Below are 21,131 nucleotides of genomic sequence, written 5' to 3'. Positions count from 1 at the left end.
GCCTTCCCGAGCCGGCGCGCCAACGCCGACCCTGATCAGAACCGCATGGACTTCGATCCTTGCTCGGGAGGTACGTCCACTTCACGTCACCTCGCCGAGCGCCATCCACAGGTTCTGATCATTGCTCGACAGCCGCGGGTTCATCGGCGCGCCCGGGCGGGACTCGCCTTTCTCGAACTTCTGATAGGTGTAGGCCGCGATGCCGGCCTCGTGGGCCAGCCGCTCTTGGCTCATGCCTCGGGCGGTGCGGGTGCGCAGCAGGTTGTGACCGAGTTCTCGGGCGAAACCCTCCCAGGTGGTCGTCCCGTGCGATGCCATATGGGCCAGTCTCCTGCCCAGAGTGATCACGGATGACCATCTATGTATGGGAATTTTCAGTGGATTTGATGCGGCGCGGATAGCTCTTGATTTTGCGTTATCCCTGTCGGTGGTCGCGACGATGCTGGGCCGATGATCGGGGAAAGGCGGCGAGATGGATGACAAAGAACCGAATGACGCTCAGCGCGGAGACGGCCAACGCGCTGGCGTCGGTCCTGCTCGCGACGGTCGTGGCCAAGGCGTGAGAAGGATGTGGGCGTGAGCGGGGTTGAAGGATGGAATGCCTTTCAGTAGTGTACTAATGGTTCACTGCCGAAAGGGCTGAATGATGAACAACCGCTCTCTCGACCCGGCGCCGGTGATCTTGCCGCATCTGACGGTGATGATCGTCCTGAATCTCGCGTTGCAAGTCGTCATCGCGGTCGACGGACATCGCATCGGAGCCGTCGCCTACCTCGGGACGGCGGTGGTGGCGGTGGCGTACGCGGCGTTCCACCTGGTCCGCGGCCGTCAGCTGGCGCAAATGCGTTTCGGTCGTCTCGTGGCGCATGTGTGCGGATTCATCACCGTCAATCTCGGTTTCCACATCCATGCGGCGTGGCTCGTGATGGAGGACTCGCCCGCCATCCGCGGAGAACACGGCTTCCCGCTCGACGACGGCTGGTTCGGGGTCCTCTTCGGCATGTTCGTCTTCTGGGGGAGCAGCCTGGTCTGCCACCTGATCGCCAGCATCGCCCAGCAGGGCTACGAGGAGCTCCATGCCTGAGTCCGCTGAGGACGAGCTGCTCGACGAACTGCACCGCGGCTGGCTGGAGGTCTACAAGAAGAGCATGACGACGCTGGTCCTTCTGCGGATCGTGGCCGAGGGGCCGACGCGGACTGATGACGCGGCGGCCGCCTTCACCGAGTCGACTGGATGGCCGCTGACCGAACGGGGGTTGTACCGCACGTTGAAGCGCCTCACTGACTGCGGATTCCTCGAAGTGACACGACACCCGGGCCGTCGCACCGGCGCGGCCCGCCACGAGTACGCGCTGACCGACCGCGGCCGCCGCCACCTCGCCCGCCTCGAGTCCTCCCTCGTCGCCTGAGCGTTCTCTGATGCGCTCCGAGTTCAATCGAATCCGAGGCGGAAACAGGTTGACCAGCCAAGTCTGGTCAACCTGGATTGGGGAGGCTTAGGATGAGGTCATGAGCCTGACTGTCAACGTGCAAGACGCCAAGACGCGACTGTCTGAGTTGCTCAAGCGCGTCGAGGCGGGCGAGGATGTGGTGATCGCCCGCGCCGGTCGACCCGTTGTCGAGTTGCGTCCAGTGCGGCAGGCGCGACCGGTGTTCGGCCTGTTCGCCGACCTCGGCCCGGTGCCGGATGACGCTTTCGAAGCGTTGACCGATGAGGAACTCAGCGATTGGGAGGGCGGGGACGCGCACGACCCGCTCACCGTGGACGCGCCGCGATGAGGCTTCTTCTCGACACGCATGTGCTCCTCTGGCTCGCCCAAGAACCGAGGCGTGTTCCCCTTCCGGTGCAAGAAGCCGTCGAGAGCGCCGACGAGCGTCATGTCGGAGCGGCGAGCGCTTACGAGATCGCTTTCAAGGCACGTCGGGGGAAACTTCCACATGGACGCGTCATCATGGACGGCTGGGAACTTCTGTTGCGAACGATGATGGCTCGTGAGTTGGCGCTCAGCGCCGCTGATATGGCTCATGCGGGTGGTCTGGAATGGAGTCATCGAGACCCCTTCGACCGCATGCTGGTCGCTCAAGCTCAGCGCGCCGGGTTGGTCCTGGTGACCGCTGACGAGCGGATCCGAGAGTTCGAGAACGTGAGGACTCTCTGGGCCTGACGCGGCCTGCGGCGGCCCGCACTAGGCTGGGCCCCGCACGTCCCCTTGAATTTTCTGCGCTAGGAGAACCATGGCCAGCATCGAAGCCGTCGGAGCGCGCGAGATCCTCGACTCGCGCGGCAACCCCACTGTCGAGGTCGAGGTCGCCCTCGACGACGGCAGCATCGGCCGCGCCGCGGTCCCGTCGGGCGCGTCGACCGGCCAGTTCGAGGCCGTCGAGCTGCGCGACGGCGACGAGCGCTACCTCGGCAAGGGCGTCCTGCAGGCCGTCGCGGGCGTCAACGGCGACCTCGGCCAGTCCATCGTCGGCTTCGAGGCCGACGACCAGCGCGCCGTCGACAACGCCCTGCGTGACGCCGACGGCACCCCCAACAAGGCCACCTTCGGCGCGAACGCCATCCTCGGCATCTCGCTGGCCACCGCGCACGCCGCCGCCGAGTCGGCCAACCTGCCGCTGTTCCGCTACGTCGGCGGTCCCAACGCGCACGTCCTGCCCGTGCCGATGATGAACATCCTCAACGGCGGCGCGCACGCCGACTCCAACGTCGACATCCAGGAGTTCATGATCGCGCCCATCGGCGCGTCGACCTTCGCCGACGCCCTGCGCCAGGGCGCCGAGGTCTACCACGCGCTCAAGAGCGTGCTCAAGGCCGACGGCCTGTCCACCGGCCTCGGCGACGAGGGCGGCTTCGCCCCGAACCTGCCGTCCAACCGCGCCGCCCTCGACCTCATCGCGAAGGCCGTCGAGAAGGCGGGTCTGACCCTCGGCTCCGACATCGCCCTCGCGCTCGACGTCGCCGCGACCGAGTTCTGCGCCGACGGCACGTACACCTTCGAGGGCGCCGGTAAGAGCGCCGAGGAGATGACCGCCTACTACGCCGAGCTGGTCGACGCCTACCCGATCGTGTCCATCGAGGATCCGCTCGACGAGGAGGACTGGGACGGCTGGAAGACCATCACCGCCGAGCTCGGAGCGAAGACTCAGCTCGTCGGCGACGACCTCTTCGTCACCAACGTCGAGCGCCTGTCGCGTGGCATCGCCGAGGGCGCGGGCAACGCGATGCTCGTCAAGGTCAACCAGATCGGCTCGCTGTCGGAGACCCTCGACGCCGTCGAGCTGGCCCACCGCGCGGGCTTCGCGAACATGATGAGCCACCGTTCGGGCGAGACCGAGGACGTCACCATCGCCGACCTCGCCGTCGCCACGAACTGCGGCCAGATCAAGACCGGCGCCCCGGCCCGCTCGGACCGCGTCGCCAAGTACAACCAGCTGCTGCGCATCGAGGAGCTGCTCGGCTCGGCCGCGAGTTACGCGGGCGCGGCGGCGTTCCCGCGCCTGTCGCTCTGAGCCTCATGGCCGGGCCGCGAGGCGCCTCCGGTCCGGGACGCGGTCGCCTGGGACCGGCCTCGCGGCCGTCCCGGGGACCGGGGGAGGGGCCGGAGCGCCCCCGCCGCCCGGACCGTCCGCGCGGTACTCCGCGCTTCACCATGCGGGCGATGGCGCTGGTGCTGGTCGGGGTGTTGTTGTTCCTCTCCTACACCGCCTCGCTGCGCACCTGGTGGCAGCAGCGTCAGGAGATCCGGGCCGCCGAGGCGGAGATCGCGATGCGCGAGGACGCCATCGCCGATCTCGCCGAGGAGGCCGAGCGCTGGGAGGACCCCGCGTTCGTCGAACAGCAGGCCCGCGAGCGGTTCGGCTGGGTGATGCCCGGCGAGGTCGGCTACCGGGTGATCGGCTCCGACGGCGAGGTCCAAGGCGACGTGCCGCAGCTGACCGAGCCGCCGAGCGACGAGCCGCCCCAGTGGTACGACCAGCTGTGGAGCAGCGTCGCGCTGGCCGGGCAGCCGGAGTCCGAGTCCGACTCGGAGCCGGAGAAGCCGGCCGAGACCGAGCCCACCGCCCCGTTGCAGGACTCTGGAGGATGACGATGACGCTGGAACCGCCGACCGAGGACGACCTGGCGGCGATCCGCGAGCAGTTGGGGCGCCGGCCGCGCGGCGTCGTCGCGGTGGCGGCGCGGTGTCCGTCGGGCCATCCGAACGTCGTCAAGACCGAGCCGCGCCTTCCCGACGGCACGCCCTTCCCGACGTTGTTCTACGTGACCTGCTCGCGCTTGGCCGGGGCCATCGGCACGCTGGAGGCGTCGGGGGTCATGGCCGACATGTCGCAGCGGCTCGTCGAGGACGAGGAACTGGCCGCCGCCTACGCCCGCGCTCACGCGTCCTATCTGGCCGAGCGCGAGGAGTTGGGGAGCGTCCCGGAGATCGCGTCGATCAGCGCCGGCGGCATGCCCACCCGGGTCAAGTGCCTGCACGTGCTCGTCGGCCACGCGCTCGCGAAGGGTCCGGGCGTCAACCCGCTCGGCGACGAGGCGGTCGCCATGCTCGGCGACTACTGGGGGCGCTCGGCCTGCGCGCCCGCCTGAGGTCGACGCCAGTAGCCTGCCGTCATGACTCGCGTGGCGGCCGTCGACTGCGGCACGAACTCCATCCGTCTGCTCGTCAGCGATATCGACGGGGACCGGAAGACCGACCTCGTGCGGGAGATGCGCATCGTGCGTCTGGGGGAGGGGGTCGACGAGACCGGACGCCTCGCGACGGGAGCGATCGAGCGGACCGTCGCGGCGACGCGCGAGTACGCCGAGGCCATCGCCGGTCTCGACGTGGAGCGGATCGCCTTCTGCGCGACGTCGGCCGCGCGCGACGCGGAGAACGCCGAGGAGTTCGCTGCGGCGGTCGAGGCGGTGCTGGGGGTGCGGCCGGTCGTGCTCGACGGGGTCGAGGAGGCGCGCAGGTCGTTCCTCGGCGCGGCGCGCGACCTGGAGTTGTCGGGGTCGGCGCTGGTGACCGACATCGGCGGCGGGTCGACCGAGGTGATCGTGGGCGAGGGGGAGGAGGTCGCGTCGGCGGTCTCGCTCGACATCGGGTCGGTGCGTCTGACCGAGCGTTTCCTCGCCACCGACCCGCCGACGGCGGCGGAGGTCGCGGCGACGGCGGCTCTGGTCGACGAGGCGCTGTGGCCGGTGGTGGAACAGGCTGGTCCGGTCGAGGCGGTGGTCGGGGTGGCGGGCACGGTGACGACGGTCGCCGCGCACGCGCTGGGCCTGCCCGCGTACGACTCGACGGCGATCCACGGCGCGGTGATCGACGCCGGACGGGTGCGCGAGGCGTGCGCCGACCTCGTGGGCATGCGCGTCGCGGAGCGGCGGACGCTGGGTTTCATGCATCCGGGGCGTGCCGACGTGATCGGCGGCGGCGCGGTGATCCTCGACCGTCTGCTCGACCTTCTCGGCGCTTCGTCGTTGACGGTCAGCGAGCGCGACATCCTCGACGGCATCGCCTGGGCGGCGGCTGGGCAACCGTAAACTGCACGACGCGCCCCCGTAGCCCAATGGCAGAGGCAGACGGCTTAAACCCGTCCCAGTCTGGGTTCGAATCCCAGTGGGGGCACACGGCTCTCAGGCCCCGACGACGAAGGAGTGGGGCCTGAGAGCCGTGTTTCTGGCTGGTGATTCGAGGAGGAGCGGAGTGACGGAGTTCCCAGTGGGGGCACACCGCTCACGACCCCCGGAGGCGGTGAGTTGTCCACCTTTGCGCCAGGGGCGGTGGACCATCCACGCTATGAACGCTCATAGCGTGGATGATCCACCGCCCTCGGGACTCATCGCCGGGTCGCGGTGAGGTCGTGGATCGCGCGGCCGGCGGCGATCCCCTTCGCCTCGAAACGGGTCAGCACGCGGCCCTCCCAGCGCTCGCTCGGCCCGCCGTCGAAGTCGGGGGACGCCGCGACCACCTCGGCCATCTGCTCGGCGTACTCGGCCCAGTCGGTCGCCAGCCGCCACACGCCGCCCGGACGCAGCACGCGCGCGGCCAGGCCCGCGAACTCGGGCGTGACGAGACGCCGCTTGTGATGGCGCTTCTTGTGCCACGGGTCGGGGAAGTGCACCCACAGCTCGTCGACCGACCCCTCGGGCAGCGTCGTCGCCAACACCTCCGCGGCGTTGACGATGGCGAGCCGGACGTTGGTCAGCTCGTGGTTGCGGATCCCGATCAGCGTGTGCGCGACGCCCGGCTTGTAGACCTCGAGGCCGAGGAAGTCGGTGGCGCGGTCCTGCGCGGCGGCGTGCGCGATGACCTCGCCGCGACCGCTGCCGACCTCCACCACGAGCCGCGTCTCGCGCCCGAAGGTCGCGGCCTGGTCGAAGACGAACGCCGGATCGACGGAGGTGGACGGACCGGCGCCCGGCCAGTCGAGCACCATCTCCTCGGCGAGCGCGTCCCAGGCGCGCTGCTGCCGTTCGCTCAGCCGACCGCCGCGCCGCGTGAACGAGACGGGGGTCGTGCGGAAACCGGCGGAATCGCCACGCTCTGTGGCCGGATCGGACATGGTGCGCACCTTAGCGAGCAGTCCATGATGGTTCCGTGACGACTACGGACACCGCCATCGAGCCCGACGACAAAGACTGGACCTGGGTGCTGCGCGAGCCCTGCCAGGAGTGCGGCTTCGACGCCGCCGCGACCGATCCCGCGTCGGTCGGCTCGGGCCTGGCCGGACAGGCTGCGGCCTGGCGCCGGGTGCTGGAGCGCCCCGACGCCCGTGAGCGGCGCCGCCCGGACCGCTGGTCGGATCTGGAGTACGCCTGCCATGTGCGCGACGTGCTCACGATCTTCACCGGACGCTTCGAGCAGGTGCTGACCGAGGACCCCGCCCGGTTCGCGAACTGGGACCAGGACGTCGCCGCGATCGAGGGCGACTACGCCCACGCCGACCCGGCGTCCGTCGCGGGCGAGATCGACGTCGAGGCCGCCCGTCTGGCCGCCGTGCTCGCGCGGGTCGACGGCGCCGACTGGGAACGCCGGGCGCTGCGGTCGAACGGCTCGGAGTTCACCGCCGCCACCCTCGCCCAGTACCTCCAGCACGACCTCGCCCACCACCTCGTCGACGTCGGGGCCTGAACGCCCGACGCGCAAGTGGTTGCGCGAGGAAACAGCTGGAAACGGGAGTAAACCGAGTGTCGGCGCCGTTGTATAGGGTGAATGCCAACGGCTCGATGACGCGAGCCGATCTTCCGGAGGGAATCATGCACAGCTCCAACCCCGTGTTCTCCCGCAGCGACGCCTTCAACGGCCGTGGCGCGGTCGCCACCGACCCGTCGCAGTGGACCATCGACATGAACGGCCAGCCCGCGCCCGGCTACGCGCCGAGCGCCCCGGCGAACCGGATGACCCTCGAGTCGGTCGTCGAGAAGACCGCGATCACGCTCGGCGTCGTGGTGCTCACCGCCGCTGTCGCGTGGGTGCTCATCGGCGATCTCAGCTCGGCGAACGCGATGGCCAAGGCCGGCATGTTCGCCATGGGCGGCGCGATCGTCGGCCTGGTGCTCTCGCTGGTCAACTCCTTCAAGAAGGTCATCAGCCCCGGGCTGGTCATCGCCTACGCCGTCGCCGAGGGCTTTTTCGTTGGCGCCTTCTCGAAGGTCGTCGCGAACTACGTCGGTGACGCGAGCATCGTCTTCCAGGCGGTTCTGGCGACGTTCGTCGCTTTCGGCGGCACGCTGGCGGCGTACAAGTTCTTCAACATCCAGGTCACCGACAAGTTCCGCAAGGTCGTCACCATCTCGGTGTTCGCCTTCGCCGGCGTGATGATCGTCAACTTCGTCCTGTCGATGTTCGGCGTGGTCGAGGCCAACGGCCTGCATGGCTTCAACACGCTCGGCCTGATCGTCTCGGGTGTGGCCGTCGTGCTCGCGGTGCTCATGCTCGTGCTCGACTTCGACTACATCGAGCAGGGCGTCGCGGCGGGCCTGGAGGTCCGTGAGTCCTGGCGCGCGGCCTTCGGCCTGACTGTCACGCTGATCTGGCTCTACATCGAGATCCTGCGTATCCTCGCCATCTTGCGCGGCGACGACTGATCAGTGGATCGACGCGAACGCCCCGGCCTCACGGTCGGGGCGTTCTCGCGTTCCGGGGACGCAGGATGATGGAAAAGGGCTGTGACCGCTACCGCAACCCATCATTCTGCGTTCCCCGGTGGACGCAGGATGATAGAAAAGGGTCGCTATTGCTACCGCAACCCATCATCGTGCGTCAGCGCCGGCGGTGCAGGACGCCGGCCCAGCGGCCGGCGCGGCGGACCTCGGTGCCGGAGTGGGCGGCGGCGGCCTCGGCGGCCTCCACCATCGGCATCAGATCCTCGGTCTGTCCGGGGCGCTCCTCGGGCGGCTCGCTGCGCCGCTCGTGGACGGCGTCGGCGAGCACCGGCAGGAGTGCGTTCGAGAACGCCGCGTAACCGGAGGCCGACGGGTGGAAGCGGTCCGCGCCGAACATCAGCTCGTGGTGCACGGTGAACAGGACGCCCAGCACCGAGCCGAGCGAGATGGTGCGGGCGCCGGCCTCGACCGCGCCGATGGTCTGCTTCATGGCCATGCGCCGACTCTGCACGCGGGCGACGCTGCGCAGCGGCTCGGCGAACGGGCGGATCGTGCCGAGGTCGGGGCAGGTGCCGACGACCACCTCGGTGTTGATCGCGACGAGGCGGCGGATCGCTCCCTGGAGACGTTCGACCGCGCGGCCCTGGTGCTTCAGATGCGTGACGTCGTTCGCGCCGATGACGATCAGGGCCACATGCGGCGCGAAGGACAGACCGCGGTCGACCTGGTCGTCGAGGTCGGCGCTCTTGGCTCCGACCACCGCCACGCTGCGCACGTCGACTGGATTGCCGAGCAGTTCGGACAAACCGGAGGCGAGGAGGGCCGACGGGGTCTGCTCGGCGTGGTAGAGGCCGTAGCCGACCGCCACCGAGTCGCCGAGGACGAGCAGCCGCACAGGAGGGCCGTCGAGGTGCTCGCCGTAGAGGCCGTCCGGCGACGGAGGGTTGACCTTGAGCGATCCGATGCGCAGTCGGGCGAGCAGAGTCTGCCCGGCGAGGAAGCCGACCGAGGCCCCCGTGACGCCCGCGGCTCCGATGGCGGTGGAGGTCGCGACCCGTCGTGGCTTCGGCATGGGCTCCAGGGTAGTGACGCATCATGGGAGGCGTGTCTGCCACCACCCCCAACCTGCGCGACCTGCACGGACTGCCTGTCGACGGAGGGAGCGTCGCGCCGGGGCGCCTCGTGCGCTCGGCCGCTCCCGCCGAGGGCGACGCCGCCCCGCCCGGACTCGACTGGCCGCCCGTCTCGGTGATCGACTTGCGCTCGCCGACCGAGCGCGAGCCGCGCCATCCGCTCGCCGGCCACGCGACGATCCACCACCTGCCGCTGCTGGGCGCGCTGAGGCCCGGTGCCGCCCGCGCGGACGACCTGCCCGGGCTCTACCGGCACGTGGTCGAGTCGGCCGCGCCGATGCTGGTCGACGTGGTCCGCGCCATCGTCAGCGAGGACGGTCCGGCGCTCGTGCACTGCGCGGCGGGCAAGGACCGCACCGGCATTTCGGTGGCGCTCGCCCTGCGGCTCGTCGGCGCCGGTCGTGACGACGTCGTGGCCGACTATCTGGAGACGGCGAAGCACTCTCGGGACATCCACGCCCGGCTGGCGGCCAGCGCCGACCACGAGCGCCGCAAAGACTTGCCCGCGTCGTTCTTCGAGACCGACCCGGTCGCGGTGACGACGGTGCTCGACGTGTGGGACGGCCACTCCGGCGGCGTGTTCGGATGGTTCGCGGCGGCGGGCGGCGAGGACGCCGACGTCGAGCGGTTGCACGCGCATCTGACGAAGAGTTGAGCCGTGGAGGCCCCGCCTCATATACGAGGCTGTATCGAGATACTGTGGGTATCGCATTGTGTGAGCCACACCACGGATCAGGAGTCGGCATGGGTTGGATCGGCAAAGGCAAGGTCGCGGTGGTGACGGGCGCGGGGTCGGGCATCGGCCGGGCGCTCGCCCTGGAGCTGGCGCGACGCGGCGCTGCCGTCGCCATCAGCGACGTCGACGCCCGCGGGCTGGAGGACACCGCCGAGATGCTGCGGGCCAAGGGCCGCACGGTGCGCGTCGACCTCCTCGACGTCTCCCAGCGTGAGCTGGTCGAGCAGTACGCCGACGCCGTGGTCGAGGAGTTCGGCCAGGTCAACCTCGTGGTCAACAACGCCGGCGTCGCCTACTTCGGCGACGTGGCCGAGATGCCCTACAAAGACCTCGAACGCGTCATGGACGTCGACTTCTGGGGCGTCGTGCACGGCACCAAGTCGTTCCTGCCGCACCTGGAGGCCTCCGGCGACGGCCACATCGTCAACATCTCCAGCGTCTTCGGCCTCTTCGCCGTCCCCTCGCAGAGCGCCTACAACGCGGCGAAGTTCGCGGTGCGCGGCTTCACCGAGGCGCTCGCGATGGAGCTCAAGAACGCCGGCTCGCCGGTCACCGCGACCTGCGTCCACCCCGGCGGCATCAAGACCAACATCGTCCGCAACGCCACGTCGGTCGAGGAGCGCACCGGCCAGGCCGGCGACCTCAGCTCCTTCTTCGACAAGAAGCTCGCGCGCACCACGCCTGCCAAGGCCGCCCAGGTGATCTGCGACGGCGTCGACAAGAAGAAGGCCCGCGTGCTGATCGGCCCCGACGCGGTGGCCGCCGACCTCGTCATCCGGCTTCTCGGGCCGTACTACCAGGGCCTGTTCCGCCGGGTCGCGCGCCGCAGCGGCCTGTAGGGCATGGAGAACGACTGGGGAGGGCAGTCGTTCCCGCCCGGCCGCTGCATAGCATGGTCGGCCACGCACGCGACCTGCTCCACCCGGTCTTCACCCGTCAAGGATGCGGGGCTGCCCCCGATCATGCTGGAGGCGCTGGACCGGGCCGCCCTCAGCCGTGACCTCGTCTCTTTCGACGGGCCCACCAGCGTCCCTTCGCCGGACGCCGACGTCGGCCGCCACCGGTGCGGTGACGGCCGACCTCGACCCGGAGCCGCAGGAGCCGGGGTGCCCCTACGCGGCGGGACTCACTCCTCGGAGCTGATCGCGGACGGAGCGGCGCCCTCGGCGATGGCGATCTTCGTCGGCTCGGTTCCGGCGTAGACCCCGGCGACGCGGACGCTCAGCACGCCCTTGTCGTAACCGGCCGAGATCGCGTCGGCGCCGAGGTGGCCGGGCAGGCCGAAGGTCCGGCGGAAGCGGCCGTAGCGGACCTCGCGCAGGCTGCGGCCGTCGGTCTCCTCGGCGCGCTCGTCGCGGCGCTCGCCCTCGATGACGAGGCGGCCGTTCGAAGCCTCGACCGAGACGTCCCGGGCGACGTCGACGCCCGGCAGGTCGAGCCGGATCACGACGTCGTCGCCGTCGCGCAGCGTCTCGGCCGGCGGCGTGAAGTCGAGCGTCTCGGCAGCGGGGTTCGCGAGCGTCGAGCGGACGATCGAGTCGAACTCGGCGAAGAAGGGGTCACGGGTGTGGAACAGGGACAGCGAGCTCATCAGAACCTCCTAGAGATCGGATCGGGTACGCCTTTTCTAACATGAGTCGATCCGACTCAATTCCCTTGAGCGTGCTCCGTTCGCTATCGGCGAACGCCCCGCCCTTTCGCTCGCCCCGTCAGTAGGCGACGCCGGTGGCGTGGAGGGGGCAGTAGCCGTTCGGGTTCCGGGCGAGGTACTGCTGGTGGTAGTCCTCGGCGTAGTAGTAGACGTCGAGCGGGCGGATCTCGGTGGTGATCTCGCCGTAGCCCGCAGCGGTCATCTTCGCCTGGTAGCGGTCGCGGGAGGCGAGCGCGGCGGCCTGCTGCCCGTCGCTGGTGGTCAGCAGGATCGACCGGTACTGCGAGCCGCGGTCGTTGCCCTGGCGCATGCCCTGCGTCGGGTCGTGGTTCTCCCAGAACGTCCGCAGGATCTCGTCGTAGGGCAGGACCGACGGGTCGAAGACGACCCGCACGACCTCGGCGTGCCCGGTGAGCCCGGTGCACACCTCCTCGTAGGTCGGGTGCGGCGTGGAGCCCCCGGCGTAGCCGACGGACGTCGACCAGACGCCCGGCAGCCGCCAGAACGTCTGCTCCTCGCCCCAGAAGCACCCCAGGCCCACCACCGCGACCTCGAAGCCGTCGGGTCCTTCGGTCTCGACCGGGTGGCCGGTGATCAGATGGCGCCCGCCCACCGCGTGCGGGCGCGTCGCGCGGCCGGGCAGGGTTCGCCTCGGACCGGGGAGCTGGGGGGAGCGATGGTCGAAGGTCATGTTTTCCTTCCGTCTGGCTCGGGCGACGCCTGCCGTCTCTGCGAGGCGACGCCGGTAGTGTCGCGGCTATGAGTGACCAGTATCGGGTCCCCCGCGGCGTCGACATCGCCACCCAATGGGCGTGGCGGCTGATCGTGCTCGCCGTGGCGGGCTACGGACTGCTGTGGCTCGTCCGATACTTCTCCGAGATCACCGTCCCGCTGACCGTCGCGCTGCTCGGCACGGCCCTCATGGTGGGCATGGTCGACTGGCTGGAACGGCATGGCGTCCACCGCCTGCTCGCCACGATCATGGTGCTCGTGACGGTGGTGATCGCGCTGGCGGGCCTGCTGCTGCTCGTCGGACAGCAGCTCTCCACCCAGGCCGACGAGCTGCGGGTCAGCGTCGTCGACGGCATCGGCGAACTGCGCGACTGGGCGCAGGACGGGCCGCTGGGGCTCAGCGACCGCGATCTGAACCGCTATCTGGAGGAAGCGCAGGACATGGTCGCCGGGACGGGCCGCGAGGCGGTCGTCGACCAGGCCGCCGCCGTCGGGCTGACCCTCGCGCGCTTCGTCACCGGCACGTTCATCGCGCTGTTCGCGTCGGTGTTCTTCCTGTTCGAGGGGTCGCGGATCTGGGCCTGGACGGTCATGCTGTTCCCGGGCGACGCCCGGGAGAAGGTGAACTCCTCCGGGTCGCGGGCCTGGGACTCCCTGACGAACTTCGTCCGGGCGACCGTGCTGGTCGCCCTCGCCGACGCCACCGGCATCGCGGTCGGAGCCTGGCTGCTCGGCGTCCCGCTCACCTTCGCGATCGGCGTCCTGGTGTTCCTCGGCGCGTTCATCCCCATCGTCGGCGCCTTCTGTTCGGGCATGGTCGCGGTGCTGGTGGCGCTCGTGGCCCAGGGGCCGTGGACGGCGCTGTTCATGCTGCTGGTCGTGATCGGCGTCCAGCAGGTGGAGTCGCACGTGCTGCAGCCGTTCCTCATGGGCAAGTTCGTCGCCGTGCACCCGCTGGCGATCATCACCGCGATCATCGCCGGCGTCACGGTCTCCGGAGTCGTCGGCGCGCTGGTGGCGGTGCCGCTGGTCGCCTGCCTCAACGGCGTGGTGCGGCACCTGGCCGAGGCCGCCGGGACGCCGCTTGAGCCGGACGGGCTGCCCGGACGAAGTCCCTCGGACGCGACGTCGGCGGAACCGGCGTGACCGCCCCCGCCTGGGCCGACGTCGAGCAGGCGGCGCGGCTGCTGGAGGGCGTCGCCGAGCAGACCCCGCTGGCCCACTCGCGCTGGCTGAGCGAGCTGACCGGCACAGAGGTCATGCTCAAATGCGAGAACCTGCAGCGCACTGGCTCGTTCAAACTGCGCGGGGCGTACACACGTATCGCCCGGCTGAGCGAGGTCGAACGGTCGGCGGGCGTCGTCGCGGCGTCGGCGGGCAACCACGCGCAGGGCGTCGCGCTCGCGGCGCAGCGGCTCGGCCTTCCGGCGCGTATCTTCATGCCGACGGGAGCCGCGCTGCCGAAGATCCAGGCGACGCAGGGCTATGGCGCGGAGACCGAGCTGGCCGGGATCGACGTGGAGGCGACCATCGCCGCCGCGCGCGAGCACGCCGAGCGCACCGGCGCGGTCTGGATCCACCCCTTCGACCACCCCGACGTGATCGCCGGACAGGGCACGGTCGCCGCCGAGATCGTGCGGCAACTGCCGGAGACGGCGACGATCCTCGCGCCGGTCGGCGGCGGCGGGCTGGTGGCGGGCGTCGCGCTGGTGCGCGAGGTCCGGCCGGACATCCGGGTCGTCGGCGTGCAGACCGCCGCGGTCAGCCCCTACGTCCCCTCCCTCGCGGCCGGCGAGCCGGTGCGGATCAGCGGCGCGCCGACGATGGCCGACGGGATCGCCGTCGCCGAGCCGGGCGGCGTCCCGTTCGCCATCGTCCGCGATCTGGTCGACGAGGTCGTGACGGTCACCGAGGAGTCGCTGAGCCGGGCGCTGATCGGCCTGCTGGAGCGGGCCAAGATGCTGGTCGAGCCGGCGGGCGCGGCCGGGGTCGCGGCGCTGCTGGAGCATCCCGGCGCCTTCGAGGGGCCGGTCGTGCCGATCCTGTCCGGCGGCAATATCGACGCGCTGCTGCTGCTCGAGGTGATCCGCCACGGCCTGAAGGCGGGCGGGCGTTTCCTGAGTTTCCGTGTGCACCTGACCGACCGCCCCGGCGAGCTGATGCGACTGCTCACCGACCTCGCCGCGATGCAGGTCAACATCCTCAACATCGTCCACGACCGGGCCTCGGAGACCCTCGGCGTCGGCGAGGTCGAGGTGCGGCTCCAAGTCGCGACGCGCGGCCCGGATCACGCCGAGCACGTCCTCGAGCAGCTCGGAGCCCTCGGCTACCGCCAGGCGTAGTTGTCCACAGGGCGGGTCGCGCGCGTCGTCACACTGTCCACAGGCGCCGAAAAAGCCGTCGACTCCCCGTCTGCTGAACGGTTTGCTGGATTCAGCCAGTGATTCGTCTCAGAATGGAGGAGTGAGCCTGATGAACGTGATGGACACCCAGACCTGGATCTCCCTGATCAGCACCGTGCTGGCCATGGTGCTGGCGGTCGGCGGGGCCGTGGCCTACCTGCACCGTCTCATCGTCGTGACCTCGAACGAGGTCCGCAAGGAGGCCAAAGAGGACAACCGGGAGACACGTCAGGCGCTGGACCACGGTCTGGAGCAGGTCAACGGTCGCCTGGACGCGATGAACACCCGCATCGACGACACGAACAAGCGCATCGACGCGACCAACGCTCGCATCGACGACACCAACAAGCGCGTCGACGCGACGCGCACCGAGCTGATCGAGCGGGGCGAGGCGATGCGCACCGAGCTCGTCGAACGGATCAACGGGCTCTACGTCCCGGCCTACCAGGTCAAACGGGAGGCGTGATCAGAACGGCACCGCGTCGACGATCTCGACGGTGATGGTGCGCCCGTTGGGAGCCTCGTAGGTGGCGGTGTCGCCGGGCTTCTTGCCGAGGATCGCCGCGCCGAGCGGGGAGCTGGGGGAGTAGACGTCGAGGTCGACCGAGGAGTCGAGGCTCAGCAGCTCGCGCGAGCCGAGCAGGAAGGACTCGGCGTCGTCGTCGCCGGCGAAGCGGATGGTGACCTTCATGCCGGGCTCGACCAGGCCGTCGTCGGCGGGCTTCTCGCCGACCTCGGCGCGCCGCAGCATGTCCTCGAGCTGGCGGATGCGGGCCTCGGTCTTGCCCTGCTCCTCGCGCGCGGCGTGGTAGCCGCCGTTCTCCTTGAGGTCGCCCTCGTCGCGGGCGGCGGCGATCTTCGCGGTGATGTCGGCGCGCACCTCCCCGGTGAGATGCTCCAGCTCCGCGCGCAGGCGGTCGTAGGCCTCCTGGGTGACCCAAATGGTCTCGTTCTCGTTCGGCTGGTTCATGGCGTGCTCCTGGTGGACAACGGAAACCCCAGGCCGAAGGCCCAGGGTGAAGATTCGAGGTTAGCACCAGATGTGGTCTGGCGCACTCATTCGGCGAGATCGCAGGAGCGGATGACCCCGGTGACCGCCCGCTGCGTGGTGGTGAGCGAGAGGTCGTGGTGGACGATCTCCTGCTCGGAGGCGGGGATCGTGACGGTCTTCTCCCCGACGATCGAGTGGTCCTCGGCCTGCGCGTAGACGTCGCAGACCACCTCGGCCGGCTCGTCGGCGATGATCTCCAACGTCAGGTCGATCCGCTCGTCGGAGACGACTTCGAAGCCGTAGACGTCGGTCTTCAGCGGCTGTGGTTGCAGGGCGATCCACGCCGCCCAGGCCGTGCCGAGGGCGATGCCGGCTCCGGCCACGACCCACCAGGTCCACCGGGGCGTCGAGCGCGTGCCATAGCGGTCGGAGAGGTCGGTCATGGACACAGTCTCTCAGGACGACCGGAGACCGGGATAATGGCGGGCGTGGAGGACCGACTGCGTTTGATGCACGTGCACGCCCATCCCGACGACGAGTCGAGCAAGGGCGCGGCGTCGACGGCCCGCTATGTGGCCGAGGGCGTCGACGTCCACGTCGTCACCTGCACCGGCGGCGAGCGGGGCTCGATTCTCAACGCGGGTTTCAGCCATCCCGACGTCGACGCGGAGAACCCCGACCCGGAGGTCATCGCGCGCATCCGCAAGGCGGAGATGGAGCGCGCCCGCGACATCCTCGGCGTCACGCAGGACTGGCTCGGCTGGGTCGACTCCGGCTGGCCCGAGGGCGACCCGAAGCCGCCGCTGCCGGAGGGCTGCTTCGCGCTGGTGCCGCTGGAGGAGGCGGCCGCGCCGCTGGTCCGGCTGATCCGCTCGTTCCGTCCGCACGTGCTGACCACGTACGACGAGAACGGCGGCTACCCGCACCCCGACCACATCAAATGCCATGAGATCAGCGTGTTCGCCTACGAGGCGGCCGCCGATCCGCAGCGGTATCCCGATCTGGGCGAGCCGTGGCAGGTGAGCAAGCTCTACTACCACGGCGGCTGGACGAGGGCCCGGCTCGAGGCGATCGGCGCCGCGATGGAGGCGCGCGGGTTGAAGAACCCCTACGAGGGCTGGTTCGACAGCCGTGATCCGAGCCGTTTCCGCGACGACCGCGTCACCACGCGTGTCGAGTGCGCTGAGTATTTCGCGACCCGCGACGCCGCGCTGCTGGCCCACGCCACCCAGATCGACCCGGACGGCTTCTGGTTCTCGGTGCCGCGCGAGGTGCAGGCCGAGGCGTGGCCGACGGAGGATTTCGAGCTGGTCGACGCGAAGGTCCCCACGACCCTCCCGGAGACCGACGTGTTCGCGGGCCTACGCTGATGAGCATGTTCGAGCTCGTCCAGGCCCTTGACGTCGTCGGCGCCTTCCTGTTCACCGCGTCGGGCAACGAGCAGCCCGGCCTCGACCCCGACGTCGTCCGCCCCGGCTACGTCGCGCTCGGCATCTTCCTCGCGATGTGCGTCGCGCTGGCGCTGTTGATGTGGTCCTTCGCGAAGGTCTCCCGCCAGGCGCGCGAGCCGTGGGAGGGCGAAGAGGACGACGTCGACGCTTGAGGGTCGATGCCGCTAGTCTCACGTGGGTGACTGACGACACGCGCGCTTCGCGCGAACTGGTGACCTCGGACGGGACGACGCTGTGGGTCGAGGTCGACGGGCCCGACGACGCGCCGCTGACGGTGGTGTTCGTGCACGGCTTCACGTTGAACCTCGCGAACTTCGCCGAGCAGCGCGCGGGCTGGACCGACGACTCCGTGCGTCGGGTGTTCTACGACCAGCGCGCTTTCGGCCAGAGCGAGCGGGGGCCCCGCGGACGGGCGTCGATCCGGCGGCTCGCCGACGACCTCGGCGAGCTGATCGACTCGTTGGACGGGCCGGTCGTGGTGGTCGGGCACAGCATGGGCGGCATGGTGATGGCCGCGCTGGCCGGTGTGCGGCCGGAGCTGTTCGACGAGCGGATCGTGGGCGCCATGCTGATCGCGACGACCGGACGCGGCGGCGACATCACGATGCTCGGTCTGGAGGGTCTCGCCCGTCGGATCGGCCACGGCCTGCTGACCGGCCTGCACAAGACCGAGCCGCTGCCGCGGCTCACCGCCCCACTGACCAACCGCCTCGTGCCCTGGCTCTTCCACGACCTCCGTTCGGCGGCCGCCCACCGCCAGGCGTTCATGGCGATGGTCAACCAGACCAGCTACGACGTGATGGCCGACTACCTGCGCGCGATGCTGGAGTTCGACGAGTACGACTCGTTGCCGGTCCTGTCGAAGGTGCCGAACGTCGTCGTCGCCGGTTCCGCCGACCGCATCACCCCGCTGTCGGCCAACCAGCACGTCGCCGACGCCATCGGAGCCGAGCTGGTCGTCGCGAAACGCTCCGGCCACATGGTCCCCTTCGAGCGCGCCGACGTCGTGACCCGTGAGTTGGCGGCTCTGTTGGAGCGCGTGCGGGGCTGAATGGGACCTGTCAGCGGACCTAACACGTCCCGCTGACGTGTTAAGTTTTCGTCGATTACTTAACATGAGGGGGCGAGCGGTGGCTCATTCACCACACCGCCAGCACAAAGGCTGCCAGCTCTGCAAGCCGCACAAGGACCGTCGCCATGGCCGCGCTGTCCGCGACCCCTGGCCGGTCCTGCGAACGCTGGGCAAGCGGCGGCGCGTCAGTCGCCAGGATCTCGGCGACTGATCGGGTCGGCTCACTGCTGACGGCCAGCTGACACTTTTTCTGGTCAACGCGCGCAGGGCGTGTGACGGTGGTTGGATGAACGAAAACACTCCTGGTCTGACGGAACCGCCCGAAGGGTATGCCGACTGGTTGACTGACCTCAAAGGTCGCATTCATGCGACGCAGCAGCGCGCTGCCCTCGCCGTCAACACCGAGCTGTTGCGTCTTTACTGGGAGATCGGCCGCGACATCCTCGACCGGCAGGCGGAGCAAGGATGGGGGCGGAAGGTGGTCGAGCGACTTTCTCGCGATCTACGCGAAGCCTTCCCCGAGATGCGCGGGTTCTCTCGATCCAACCTCATGTACATGCGAGCTTTCGCGGAGGTCTGGACGCAGGAAGCAATCGTCCAACAGGCTGTTGGACAAATTCCCTGGAGCCATAACCTCGTCCTCTTGTCCAAGCTGAAGAACCGCGATCTGCGGCTGGCCTATGCCGAAGCTGTGGTGGAGCATGGTTGGTCGCGCAATGTCCTTGAGACGCACATCGAGGCACGGACGCTTGAACGCCAGGGCCAAGCGGTCACCAACTTCGACCGCACGTTGCCCGCGCCTCGCTCCGATCTTGCCCGTGAGTCGTTGAAGGACCCATACAAGCTCGACTTCCTGGGTCTCGGGAAGGACGCCGAGGAGCGGGCGGTTGAACAGGCCATCGTCGATCATGTCACGCAGTTTCTGGTCGAGCTGGGGGCCGGTTTCGCCTATGTGGGTCGGCAAGTGCAGCTGGACGTGGGAGGTGATGATTTCTTTCTCGATCTGCTCTTCTACCACCTGAAGTTGCACTGTTACGTGGTGGTGGAGATCAAGGCGGAGAAGTTCAGACCCGAGCATCTGGGGCAACTCGGTTTCTACCTGGCCGCTGTCGATGGCGAGGTGAAGACGGAGATCGATGGCCCAACGATTGGTCTACTTCTTTGCAAGACCAAGAACGAGGTGGTCGCGGAGTATGCGTTACGCAACGCCGCCGCACCCCTCGGCGTCGCTGGGTACGATCTCGTTCAGAATCTGCCCGACCCGTTGCAGACGAGCCTGCCGAGCATCACACAGATTGAACAGGAACTCGCCGACGGGCTGGGCGCTGATCGCTGATCCGCTGCTGGATAGCCTGACCCTGTGAAGGCGACTGATCTGGCGAAGGTGCGGAGCACGCTGTGGGCGGCGGCCGACGAGTTGCGGGCGAACTCGAAGCTGACGCCGGGGCAGTACCGCGATCCGGTGCTGGGTCTGGTGTTCCTGGCCTATGCGGAGAACCGTTTCGAGGCGGTCCGGGGCGAGGTCGAGGCGAAGGCGTCGGCGCGCAACCCGGCGACGGTCGCGGACTACAAGGCGAAGTCGGTGCTCTATGTGCCCGACGAGGCGCGACTGTCGCATCTGGTCGATCTGCCCGAGGGCGACGACATCGGTCGGGCCGTCGACGAGGCGATCAAAGCGATCGAGGCCACCAACTCGGAACTACGCGACATCTTGCCGCGCGGCTACCAGAAGTTGGAGCGCTCGACGCTGATCGAGCTACTGCGTCTGTTCGCGCCGCTGCCGACGCAACTGGAAGGCGACGCCTTCGGTTTCATCTACGAGGACTTCCTCGCGCACTTCGCCGCCCAAGAGGGCAAGGGTGGCGGTGAGTATTTCACGCCCTACTCCATCGTCCGGCTCATCGTCGAGGTGTTGCAGCCCTTTCAGGGGCGCGTGCTCGACCCGGCCTGTGGTTCGGGCGGCATGTTCGTGCAGTGCGCGAAATTCGTGGAACGGCACGCCGGATCGGCCACTCGGCAGTTGTCGGTGTTCGGCGCGGAGAAGACCGACGACACGGTGCCGCTGGCGAAGATGAACCTCGCTCTGCACGGGCTGAACGGCGACATCCGACAGGCCAACAGCTACTACGAGAACCCGCATGACGCGGTGGGCGCCTTCGACTATGTGATGGCGAACCCGCCGTTCAACGTCAACAACGTCAAGAAGGAGCAGTTGGCGGGCGACTTCCGTTTCCCGTTCGGTATGCCGAAGGCCGACAACGCGAACTACCTGTGGATTCAGCAGTTCTACGCCGCGTTGAGCCGCAAGGGCCGGGCGGGTTTCGTCATGGCCAACTCCGCCGGCGACGCGGGGCATTCGGAGAAGGAAATCCGGCAGCAGTTGGTGGAGTCGGGCGCGGTCGACGTGATGGTCGCCATCAGCTCCAACTTCTTCTACACCGTGACGCTGCCGGTGACGCTGTGGTTCTTCGACAAGGCGAAGATCGGCACGCCGCGTGAGGACACGGTGCTGTTCATCGACGCCCGTGAGATCTACCGCCAGATCGACCGCGCCCACCGTGATTTCACGCCGGAGCAGATCGAGTTCCTGGCCAATATCGTCCGGCTCTACCGAGGTGAGGACGTCGAGACGGCGGCTGGGAGCCAGGCGCTGCTGGAGGAGTATTTCCAGGCGGGGGGGGGTACGTCGATGTGCCGGGTCTGTGCAAGGTCGCCACGCGCGCCGAGATCGAGCAGCAGGGGTGGAGTCTCAACCCGGGGCGGTATGTCGGCGCGGCCGTGGTCGAGGAAGACGAGGGCGACTTCACCGAGCACCTGCGCTCACTCCATGAGGAGTTCACCCGCCTGAGCGACGACGCCGATGTCCTG

General features: G+C 69.0%; 27 protein-coding genes and 1 tRNA gene. 21 read left to right on the top strand and 7 right to left on the bottom strand.

Annotation, left to right across the window (positions count from 1 at the left end):
- Positions 1 to 81 precede the first annotated feature (81 nt).
- Positions 82 to 318: a helix-turn-helix domain-containing protein gene (locus QM621_RS12690; protein ID WP_414990753.1), complete on the bottom strand. Its 237-nt coding sequence runs from the start codon at positions 316 to 318 to the stop codon at positions 82 to 84.
- A gap of 328 nt (positions 319 to 646) precedes the next feature.
- Here QM621_RS12690 and QM621_RS12685 point away from each other — a divergent pair, with 328 nt between their 5' ends.
- The 9 genes from QM621_RS12685 to QM621_RS12645 all read left to right on the top strand — a co-directional run bounded on the left by QM621_RS12685 (position 647) and on the right by QM621_RS12645 (position 5,615).
- On the top strand, positions 647 to 1,084 hold the full coding sequence (locus QM621_RS12685) for a hypothetical protein (RefSeq protein ID WP_414990752.1): 438 nt from the start codon (positions 647 to 649) through the stop codon (positions 1,082 to 1,084).
- A complete protein-coding gene (locus QM621_RS12680) occupies positions 1,077 to 1,409 on the top strand; it encodes a PadR family transcriptional regulator (protein ID WP_414990751.1) in 333 nt (110 codons plus the stop codon). Before QM621_RS12685 ends, QM621_RS12680 begins: the two co-directional genes overlap by 8 nt.
- Before the next feature lie 100 nt (positions 1,410 to 1,509).
- On the top strand, positions 1,510 to 1,779 hold the full coding sequence (locus QM621_RS12675) for a type II toxin-antitoxin system Phd/YefM family antitoxin (RefSeq protein WP_414990750.1): 270 nt from the start codon (positions 1,510 to 1,512) through the stop codon (positions 1,777 to 1,779).
- Complete coding sequence (locus QM621_RS12670; protein WP_414990749.1) at positions 1,776 to 2,165, top strand: type II toxin-antitoxin system VapC family toxin; 390 nt, start codon at positions 1,776 to 1,778, stop codon at positions 2,163 to 2,165. Before QM621_RS12675 ends, QM621_RS12670 begins: the two co-directional genes overlap by 4 nt.
- 70 nt (positions 2,166 to 2,235) lie before the next feature.
- Positions 2,236 to 3,513, top strand: coding sequence for a phosphopyruvate hydratase (eno, locus tag QM621_RS12665; protein WP_414990748.1), 1,278 nt, complete (start codon positions 2,236 to 2,238; stop codon positions 3,511 to 3,513).
- Positions 3,514 to 3,662: 149 nt separating this feature from the next.
- Entirely contained in the window at positions 3,663 to 4,091 is a 429-nt protein-coding gene (locus QM621_RS12660) for an FtsB family cell division protein (protein ID WP_414990747.1), read from the top strand.
- Positions 4,092 to 4,093: 2 nt separating this feature from the next.
- A complete protein-coding gene (locus QM621_RS12655; protein ID WP_414990746.1) occupies positions 4,094 to 4,591 on the top strand; it encodes a DUF501 domain-containing protein in 498 nt (165 codons plus the stop codon).
- 24 nt (positions 4,592 to 4,615) lie between these two features.
- Positions 4,616 to 5,530: an exopolyphosphatase gene (locus QM621_RS12650; protein ID WP_414990745.1), complete on the top strand. Its 915-nt coding sequence runs from the start codon at positions 4,616 to 4,618 to the stop codon at positions 5,528 to 5,530.
- A 12-nt stretch (positions 5,531 to 5,542) separates the two neighbouring features.
- A tRNA-Leu gene (locus QM621_RS12645) sits at positions 5,543 to 5,615 on the top strand.
- Between the two features lie 211 nt (positions 5,616 to 5,826).
- On the opposite strand, the gene trmB is transcribed toward QM621_RS12645, so the two are convergent.
- The gene (gene trmB / locus QM621_RS12640) at positions 5,827 to 6,552 is read right to left on the bottom strand and encodes a tRNA (guanosine(46)-N7)-methyltransferase TrmB (RefSeq protein ID WP_414990744.1); all 726 of its coding nucleotides are present in this window, start codon (positions 6,550 to 6,552) and stop codon (positions 5,827 to 5,829) included.
- 35 nt (positions 6,553 to 6,587) lie between these two features.
- Here trmB and QM621_RS12635 point away from each other — a divergent pair, with 35 nt between their 5' ends.
- Positions 6,588 to 7,121 carry a DinB family protein gene (locus tag QM621_RS12635; RefSeq protein ID WP_414990743.1) on the top strand — a complete coding sequence of 178 codons (534 nt, stop codon included), beginning with the start codon at positions 6,588 to 6,590 and terminating at the stop codon, positions 7,119 to 7,121.
- 125 nt (positions 7,122 to 7,246) lie between these two features.
- The gene (locus QM621_RS12630; RefSeq protein ID WP_414990742.1) at positions 7,247 to 8,077 is read left to right on the top strand and encodes a Bax inhibitor-1/YccA family membrane protein; all 831 of its coding nucleotides are present in this window, start codon (positions 7,247 to 7,249) and stop codon (positions 8,075 to 8,077) included.
- Positions 8,078 to 8,252: 175 nt separating this feature from the next.
- Here the strand turns inward: QM621_RS12630 and QM621_RS12625 are convergent, their stop codons facing one another.
- Positions 8,253 to 9,167, bottom strand: a complete 915-nt coding sequence (locus tag QM621_RS12625; RefSeq protein WP_414990741.1) for an SGNH/GDSL hydrolase family protein — start codon at positions 9,165 to 9,167, stop codon at positions 8,253 to 8,255.
- A 32-nt stretch (positions 9,168 to 9,199) separates the two neighbouring features.
- Here QM621_RS12625 and QM621_RS12620 point away from each other — a divergent pair, with 32 nt between their 5' ends.
- Both QM621_RS12620 and QM621_RS12615 read left to right on the top strand, forming a co-directional pair.
- The gene (locus QM621_RS12620; protein WP_414990740.1) at positions 9,200 to 9,883 is read left to right on the top strand and encodes a tyrosine-protein phosphatase; all 684 of its coding nucleotides are present in this window, start codon (positions 9,200 to 9,202) and stop codon (positions 9,881 to 9,883) included.
- An 89-nt stretch (positions 9,884 to 9,972) separates the two neighbouring features.
- Positions 9,973 to 10,803: an SDR family NAD(P)-dependent oxidoreductase gene (locus tag QM621_RS12615; RefSeq protein WP_414990739.1), complete on the top strand. Its 831-nt coding sequence runs from the start codon at positions 9,973 to 9,975 to the stop codon at positions 10,801 to 10,803.
- A 287-nt stretch (positions 10,804 to 11,090) separates the two neighbouring features.
- On the opposite strand, the gene QM621_RS12610 is transcribed toward QM621_RS12615, so the two are convergent.
- Together QM621_RS12610 and msrA are read right to left on the bottom strand one after the other, a co-directional pair.
- Positions 11,091 to 11,555, bottom strand: a complete 465-nt coding sequence (locus QM621_RS12610) for an Hsp20/alpha crystallin family protein (protein WP_414990738.1) — start codon at positions 11,553 to 11,555, stop codon at positions 11,091 to 11,093.
- Positions 11,556 to 11,673: 118 nt separating this feature from the next.
- The gene (gene msrA, locus QM621_RS12605; RefSeq protein WP_414990737.1) at positions 11,674 to 12,306 is read right to left on the bottom strand and encodes a peptide-methionine (S)-S-oxide reductase MsrA; all 633 of its coding nucleotides are present in this window, start codon (positions 12,304 to 12,306) and stop codon (positions 11,674 to 11,676) included.
- A gap of 68 nt (positions 12,307 to 12,374) precedes the next feature.
- Here msrA and QM621_RS12600 point away from each other — a divergent pair, with 68 nt between their 5' ends.
- The 3 genes from QM621_RS12600 (at position 12,375) to QM621_RS12590 (ending at position 15,215) form a co-directional block, all read left to right on the top strand.
- Positions 12,375 to 13,493: an AI-2E family transporter gene (locus tag QM621_RS12600; protein ID WP_414990736.1), complete on the top strand. Its 1,119-nt coding sequence runs from the start codon at positions 12,375 to 12,377 to the stop codon at positions 13,491 to 13,493.
- The gene (ilvA, locus tag QM621_RS12595) at positions 13,490 to 14,689 is read left to right on the top strand and encodes a threonine ammonia-lyase (RefSeq protein ID WP_414990735.1); all 1,200 of its coding nucleotides are present in this window, start codon (positions 13,490 to 13,492) and stop codon (positions 14,687 to 14,689) included. Before QM621_RS12600 ends, ilvA begins: the two co-directional genes overlap by 4 nt.
- Positions 14,690 to 14,810: 121 nt before the next feature.
- Positions 14,811 to 15,215: a hypothetical protein gene (locus QM621_RS12590; RefSeq protein ID WP_414990734.1), complete on the top strand. Its 405-nt coding sequence runs from the start codon at positions 14,811 to 14,813 to the stop codon at positions 15,213 to 15,215.
- Here QM621_RS12590 and greA read toward each other — a convergent pair whose 3' ends face one another.
- Together greA and QM621_RS12580 are read right to left on the bottom strand one after the other, a co-directional pair.
- Positions 15,216 to 15,719 carry a transcription elongation factor GreA gene (gene greA / locus QM621_RS12585; RefSeq protein WP_414990733.1) on the bottom strand — a complete coding sequence of 168 codons (504 nt, stop codon included), beginning with the start codon at positions 15,717 to 15,719 and terminating at the stop codon, positions 15,216 to 15,218.
- 86 nt (positions 15,720 to 15,805) lie between these two features.
- A complete protein-coding gene (locus QM621_RS12580) occupies positions 15,806 to 16,183 on the bottom strand; it encodes a DUF4307 domain-containing protein (RefSeq protein ID WP_414990732.1) in 378 nt (125 codons plus the stop codon).
- A gap of 45 nt (positions 16,184 to 16,228) precedes the next feature.
- Here QM621_RS12580 and mca point away from each other — a divergent pair, with 45 nt between their 5' ends.
- The 5 genes from mca to QM621_RS12555 all read left to right on the top strand — a co-directional run bounded on the left by mca (position 16,229) and on the right by QM621_RS12555 (position 21,111).
- On the top strand, positions 16,229 to 17,110 hold the full coding sequence (mca, locus tag QM621_RS12575; protein ID WP_414990731.1) for a mycothiol conjugate amidase Mca: 882 nt from the start codon (positions 16,229 to 16,231) through the stop codon (positions 17,108 to 17,110).
- A 5-nt stretch (positions 17,111 to 17,115) separates the two neighbouring features.
- Positions 17,116 to 17,343: a hypothetical protein gene (locus QM621_RS12570; RefSeq protein WP_414990730.1), complete on the top strand. Its 228-nt coding sequence runs from the start codon at positions 17,116 to 17,118 to the stop codon at positions 17,341 to 17,343.
- 26 nt (positions 17,344 to 17,369) lie between these two features.
- Positions 17,370 to 18,242 (top strand): alpha/beta fold hydrolase, encoded by an 873-nt coding sequence (locus tag QM621_RS12565; protein WP_414990729.1) that lies wholly within the window; start codon positions 17,370 to 17,372, stop codon positions 18,240 to 18,242.
- Between the two features lie 307 nt (positions 18,243 to 18,549).
- Positions 18,550 to 19,599: a PDDEXK nuclease domain-containing protein gene (locus QM621_RS12560; protein WP_414990728.1), complete on the top strand. Its 1,050-nt coding sequence runs from the start codon at positions 18,550 to 18,552 to the stop codon at positions 19,597 to 19,599.
- Positions 19,600 to 19,623: 24 nt separating this feature from the next.
- A complete protein-coding gene (locus tag QM621_RS12555) occupies positions 19,624 to 21,111 on the top strand; it encodes a type I restriction-modification system subunit M (RefSeq protein ID WP_414990727.1) in 1,488 nt (495 codons plus the stop codon).
- The last annotated feature ends 20 nt before the right edge of the window (positions 21,112 to 21,131 follow it).

The sequence above is a fragment of the Aeromicrobium sp. genome (genome assembly GCF_047606445.1).
Lineage (GTDB): Bacteria > Actinomycetota > Actinomycetes > Propionibacteriales > Nocardioidaceae > Aeromicrobium.
The sequence above is the reverse complement of the archived record's forward strand: the minus strand, read 5'-3'. Positions and strand labels throughout refer to the sequence as shown.

Bases quoted from the DNA above. Each gene is read 5' to 3' on its own strand.
- QM621_RS12675 (WP_414990750.1), top strand. From the start codon at position 1,510: ATGAGCCTGACTGTCAACGTGCAAGACGCCAAGACGCGACTGTCTGAG.
- QM621_RS12625 (WP_414990741.1), bottom strand. From the start codon at position 9,167: ATGCCGAAGCCACGACGGGTCGCGACCTCCACCGCCATCGGAGCCGCG.
- QM621_RS12670 (WP_414990749.1), top strand. From the start codon at position 1,776: ATGAGGCTTCTTCTCGACACGCATGTGCTCCTCTGGCTCGCCCAAGAA.
- QM621_RS12680 (WP_414990751.1), top strand. From the start codon at position 1,077: ATGCCTGAGTCCGCTGAGGACGAGCTGCTCGACGAACTGCACCGCGGC.
- QM621_RS12580 (WP_414990732.1), bottom strand. From the start codon at position 16,183: ATGACCGACCTCTCCGACCGCTATGGCACGCGCTCGACGCCCCGGTGG.
- msrA (WP_414990737.1), bottom strand. From the start codon at position 12,306: ATGACCTTCGACCATCGCTCCCCCCAGCTCCCCGGTCCGAGGCGAACC.
- QM621_RS12630 (WP_414990742.1), top strand. From the start codon at position 7,247: ATGCACAGCTCCAACCCCGTGTTCTCCCGCAGCGACGCCTTCAACGGC.
- QM621_RS12660 (WP_414990747.1), top strand. From the start codon at position 3,663: ATGGCGCTGGTGCTGGTCGGGGTGTTGTTGTTCCTCTCCTACACCGCC.
- QM621_RS12690 (WP_414990753.1), bottom strand. From the start codon at position 318: ATGGCATCGCACGGGACGACCACCTGGGAGGGTTTCGCCCGAGAACTC.
- QM621_RS12560 (WP_414990728.1), top strand. From the start codon at position 18,550: ATGAACGAAAACACTCCTGGTCTGACGGAACCGCCCGAAGGGTATGCC.
- QM621_RS12600 (WP_414990736.1), top strand. From the start codon at position 12,375: ATGAGTGACCAGTATCGGGTCCCCCGCGGCGTCGACATCGCCACCCAA.
- eno (WP_414990748.1), top strand. From the start codon at position 2,236: ATGGCCAGCATCGAAGCCGTCGGAGCGCGCGAGATCCTCGACTCGCGC.
- greA (WP_414990733.1), bottom strand. From the start codon at position 15,719: ATGAACCAGCCGAACGAGAACGAGACCATTTGGGTCACCCAGGAGGCC.
- QM621_RS12685 (WP_414990752.1), top strand. From the start codon at position 647: ATGAACAACCGCTCTCTCGACCCGGCGCCGGTGATCTTGCCGCATCTG.
- QM621_RS12610 (WP_414990738.1), bottom strand. From the start codon at position 11,555: ATGAGCTCGCTGTCCCTGTTCCACACCCGTGACCCCTTCTTCGCCGAG.
- trmB (WP_414990744.1), bottom strand. From the start codon at position 6,552: ATGTCCGATCCGGCCACAGAGCGTGGCGATTCCGCCGGTTTCCGCACG.
- QM621_RS12650 (WP_414990745.1), top strand. From the start codon at position 4,616: ATGACTCGCGTGGCGGCCGTCGACTGCGGCACGAACTCCATCCGTCTG.
- QM621_RS12570 (WP_414990730.1), top strand. From the start codon at position 17,116: ATGTTCGAGCTCGTCCAGGCCCTTGACGTCGTCGGCGCCTTCCTGTTC.
- QM621_RS12655 (WP_414990746.1), top strand. From the start codon at position 4,094: ATGACGCTGGAACCGCCGACCGAGGACGACCTGGCGGCGATCCGCGAG.
- QM621_RS12615 (WP_414990739.1), top strand. From the start codon at position 9,973: ATGGGTTGGATCGGCAAAGGCAAGGTCGCGGTGGTGACGGGCGCGGGG.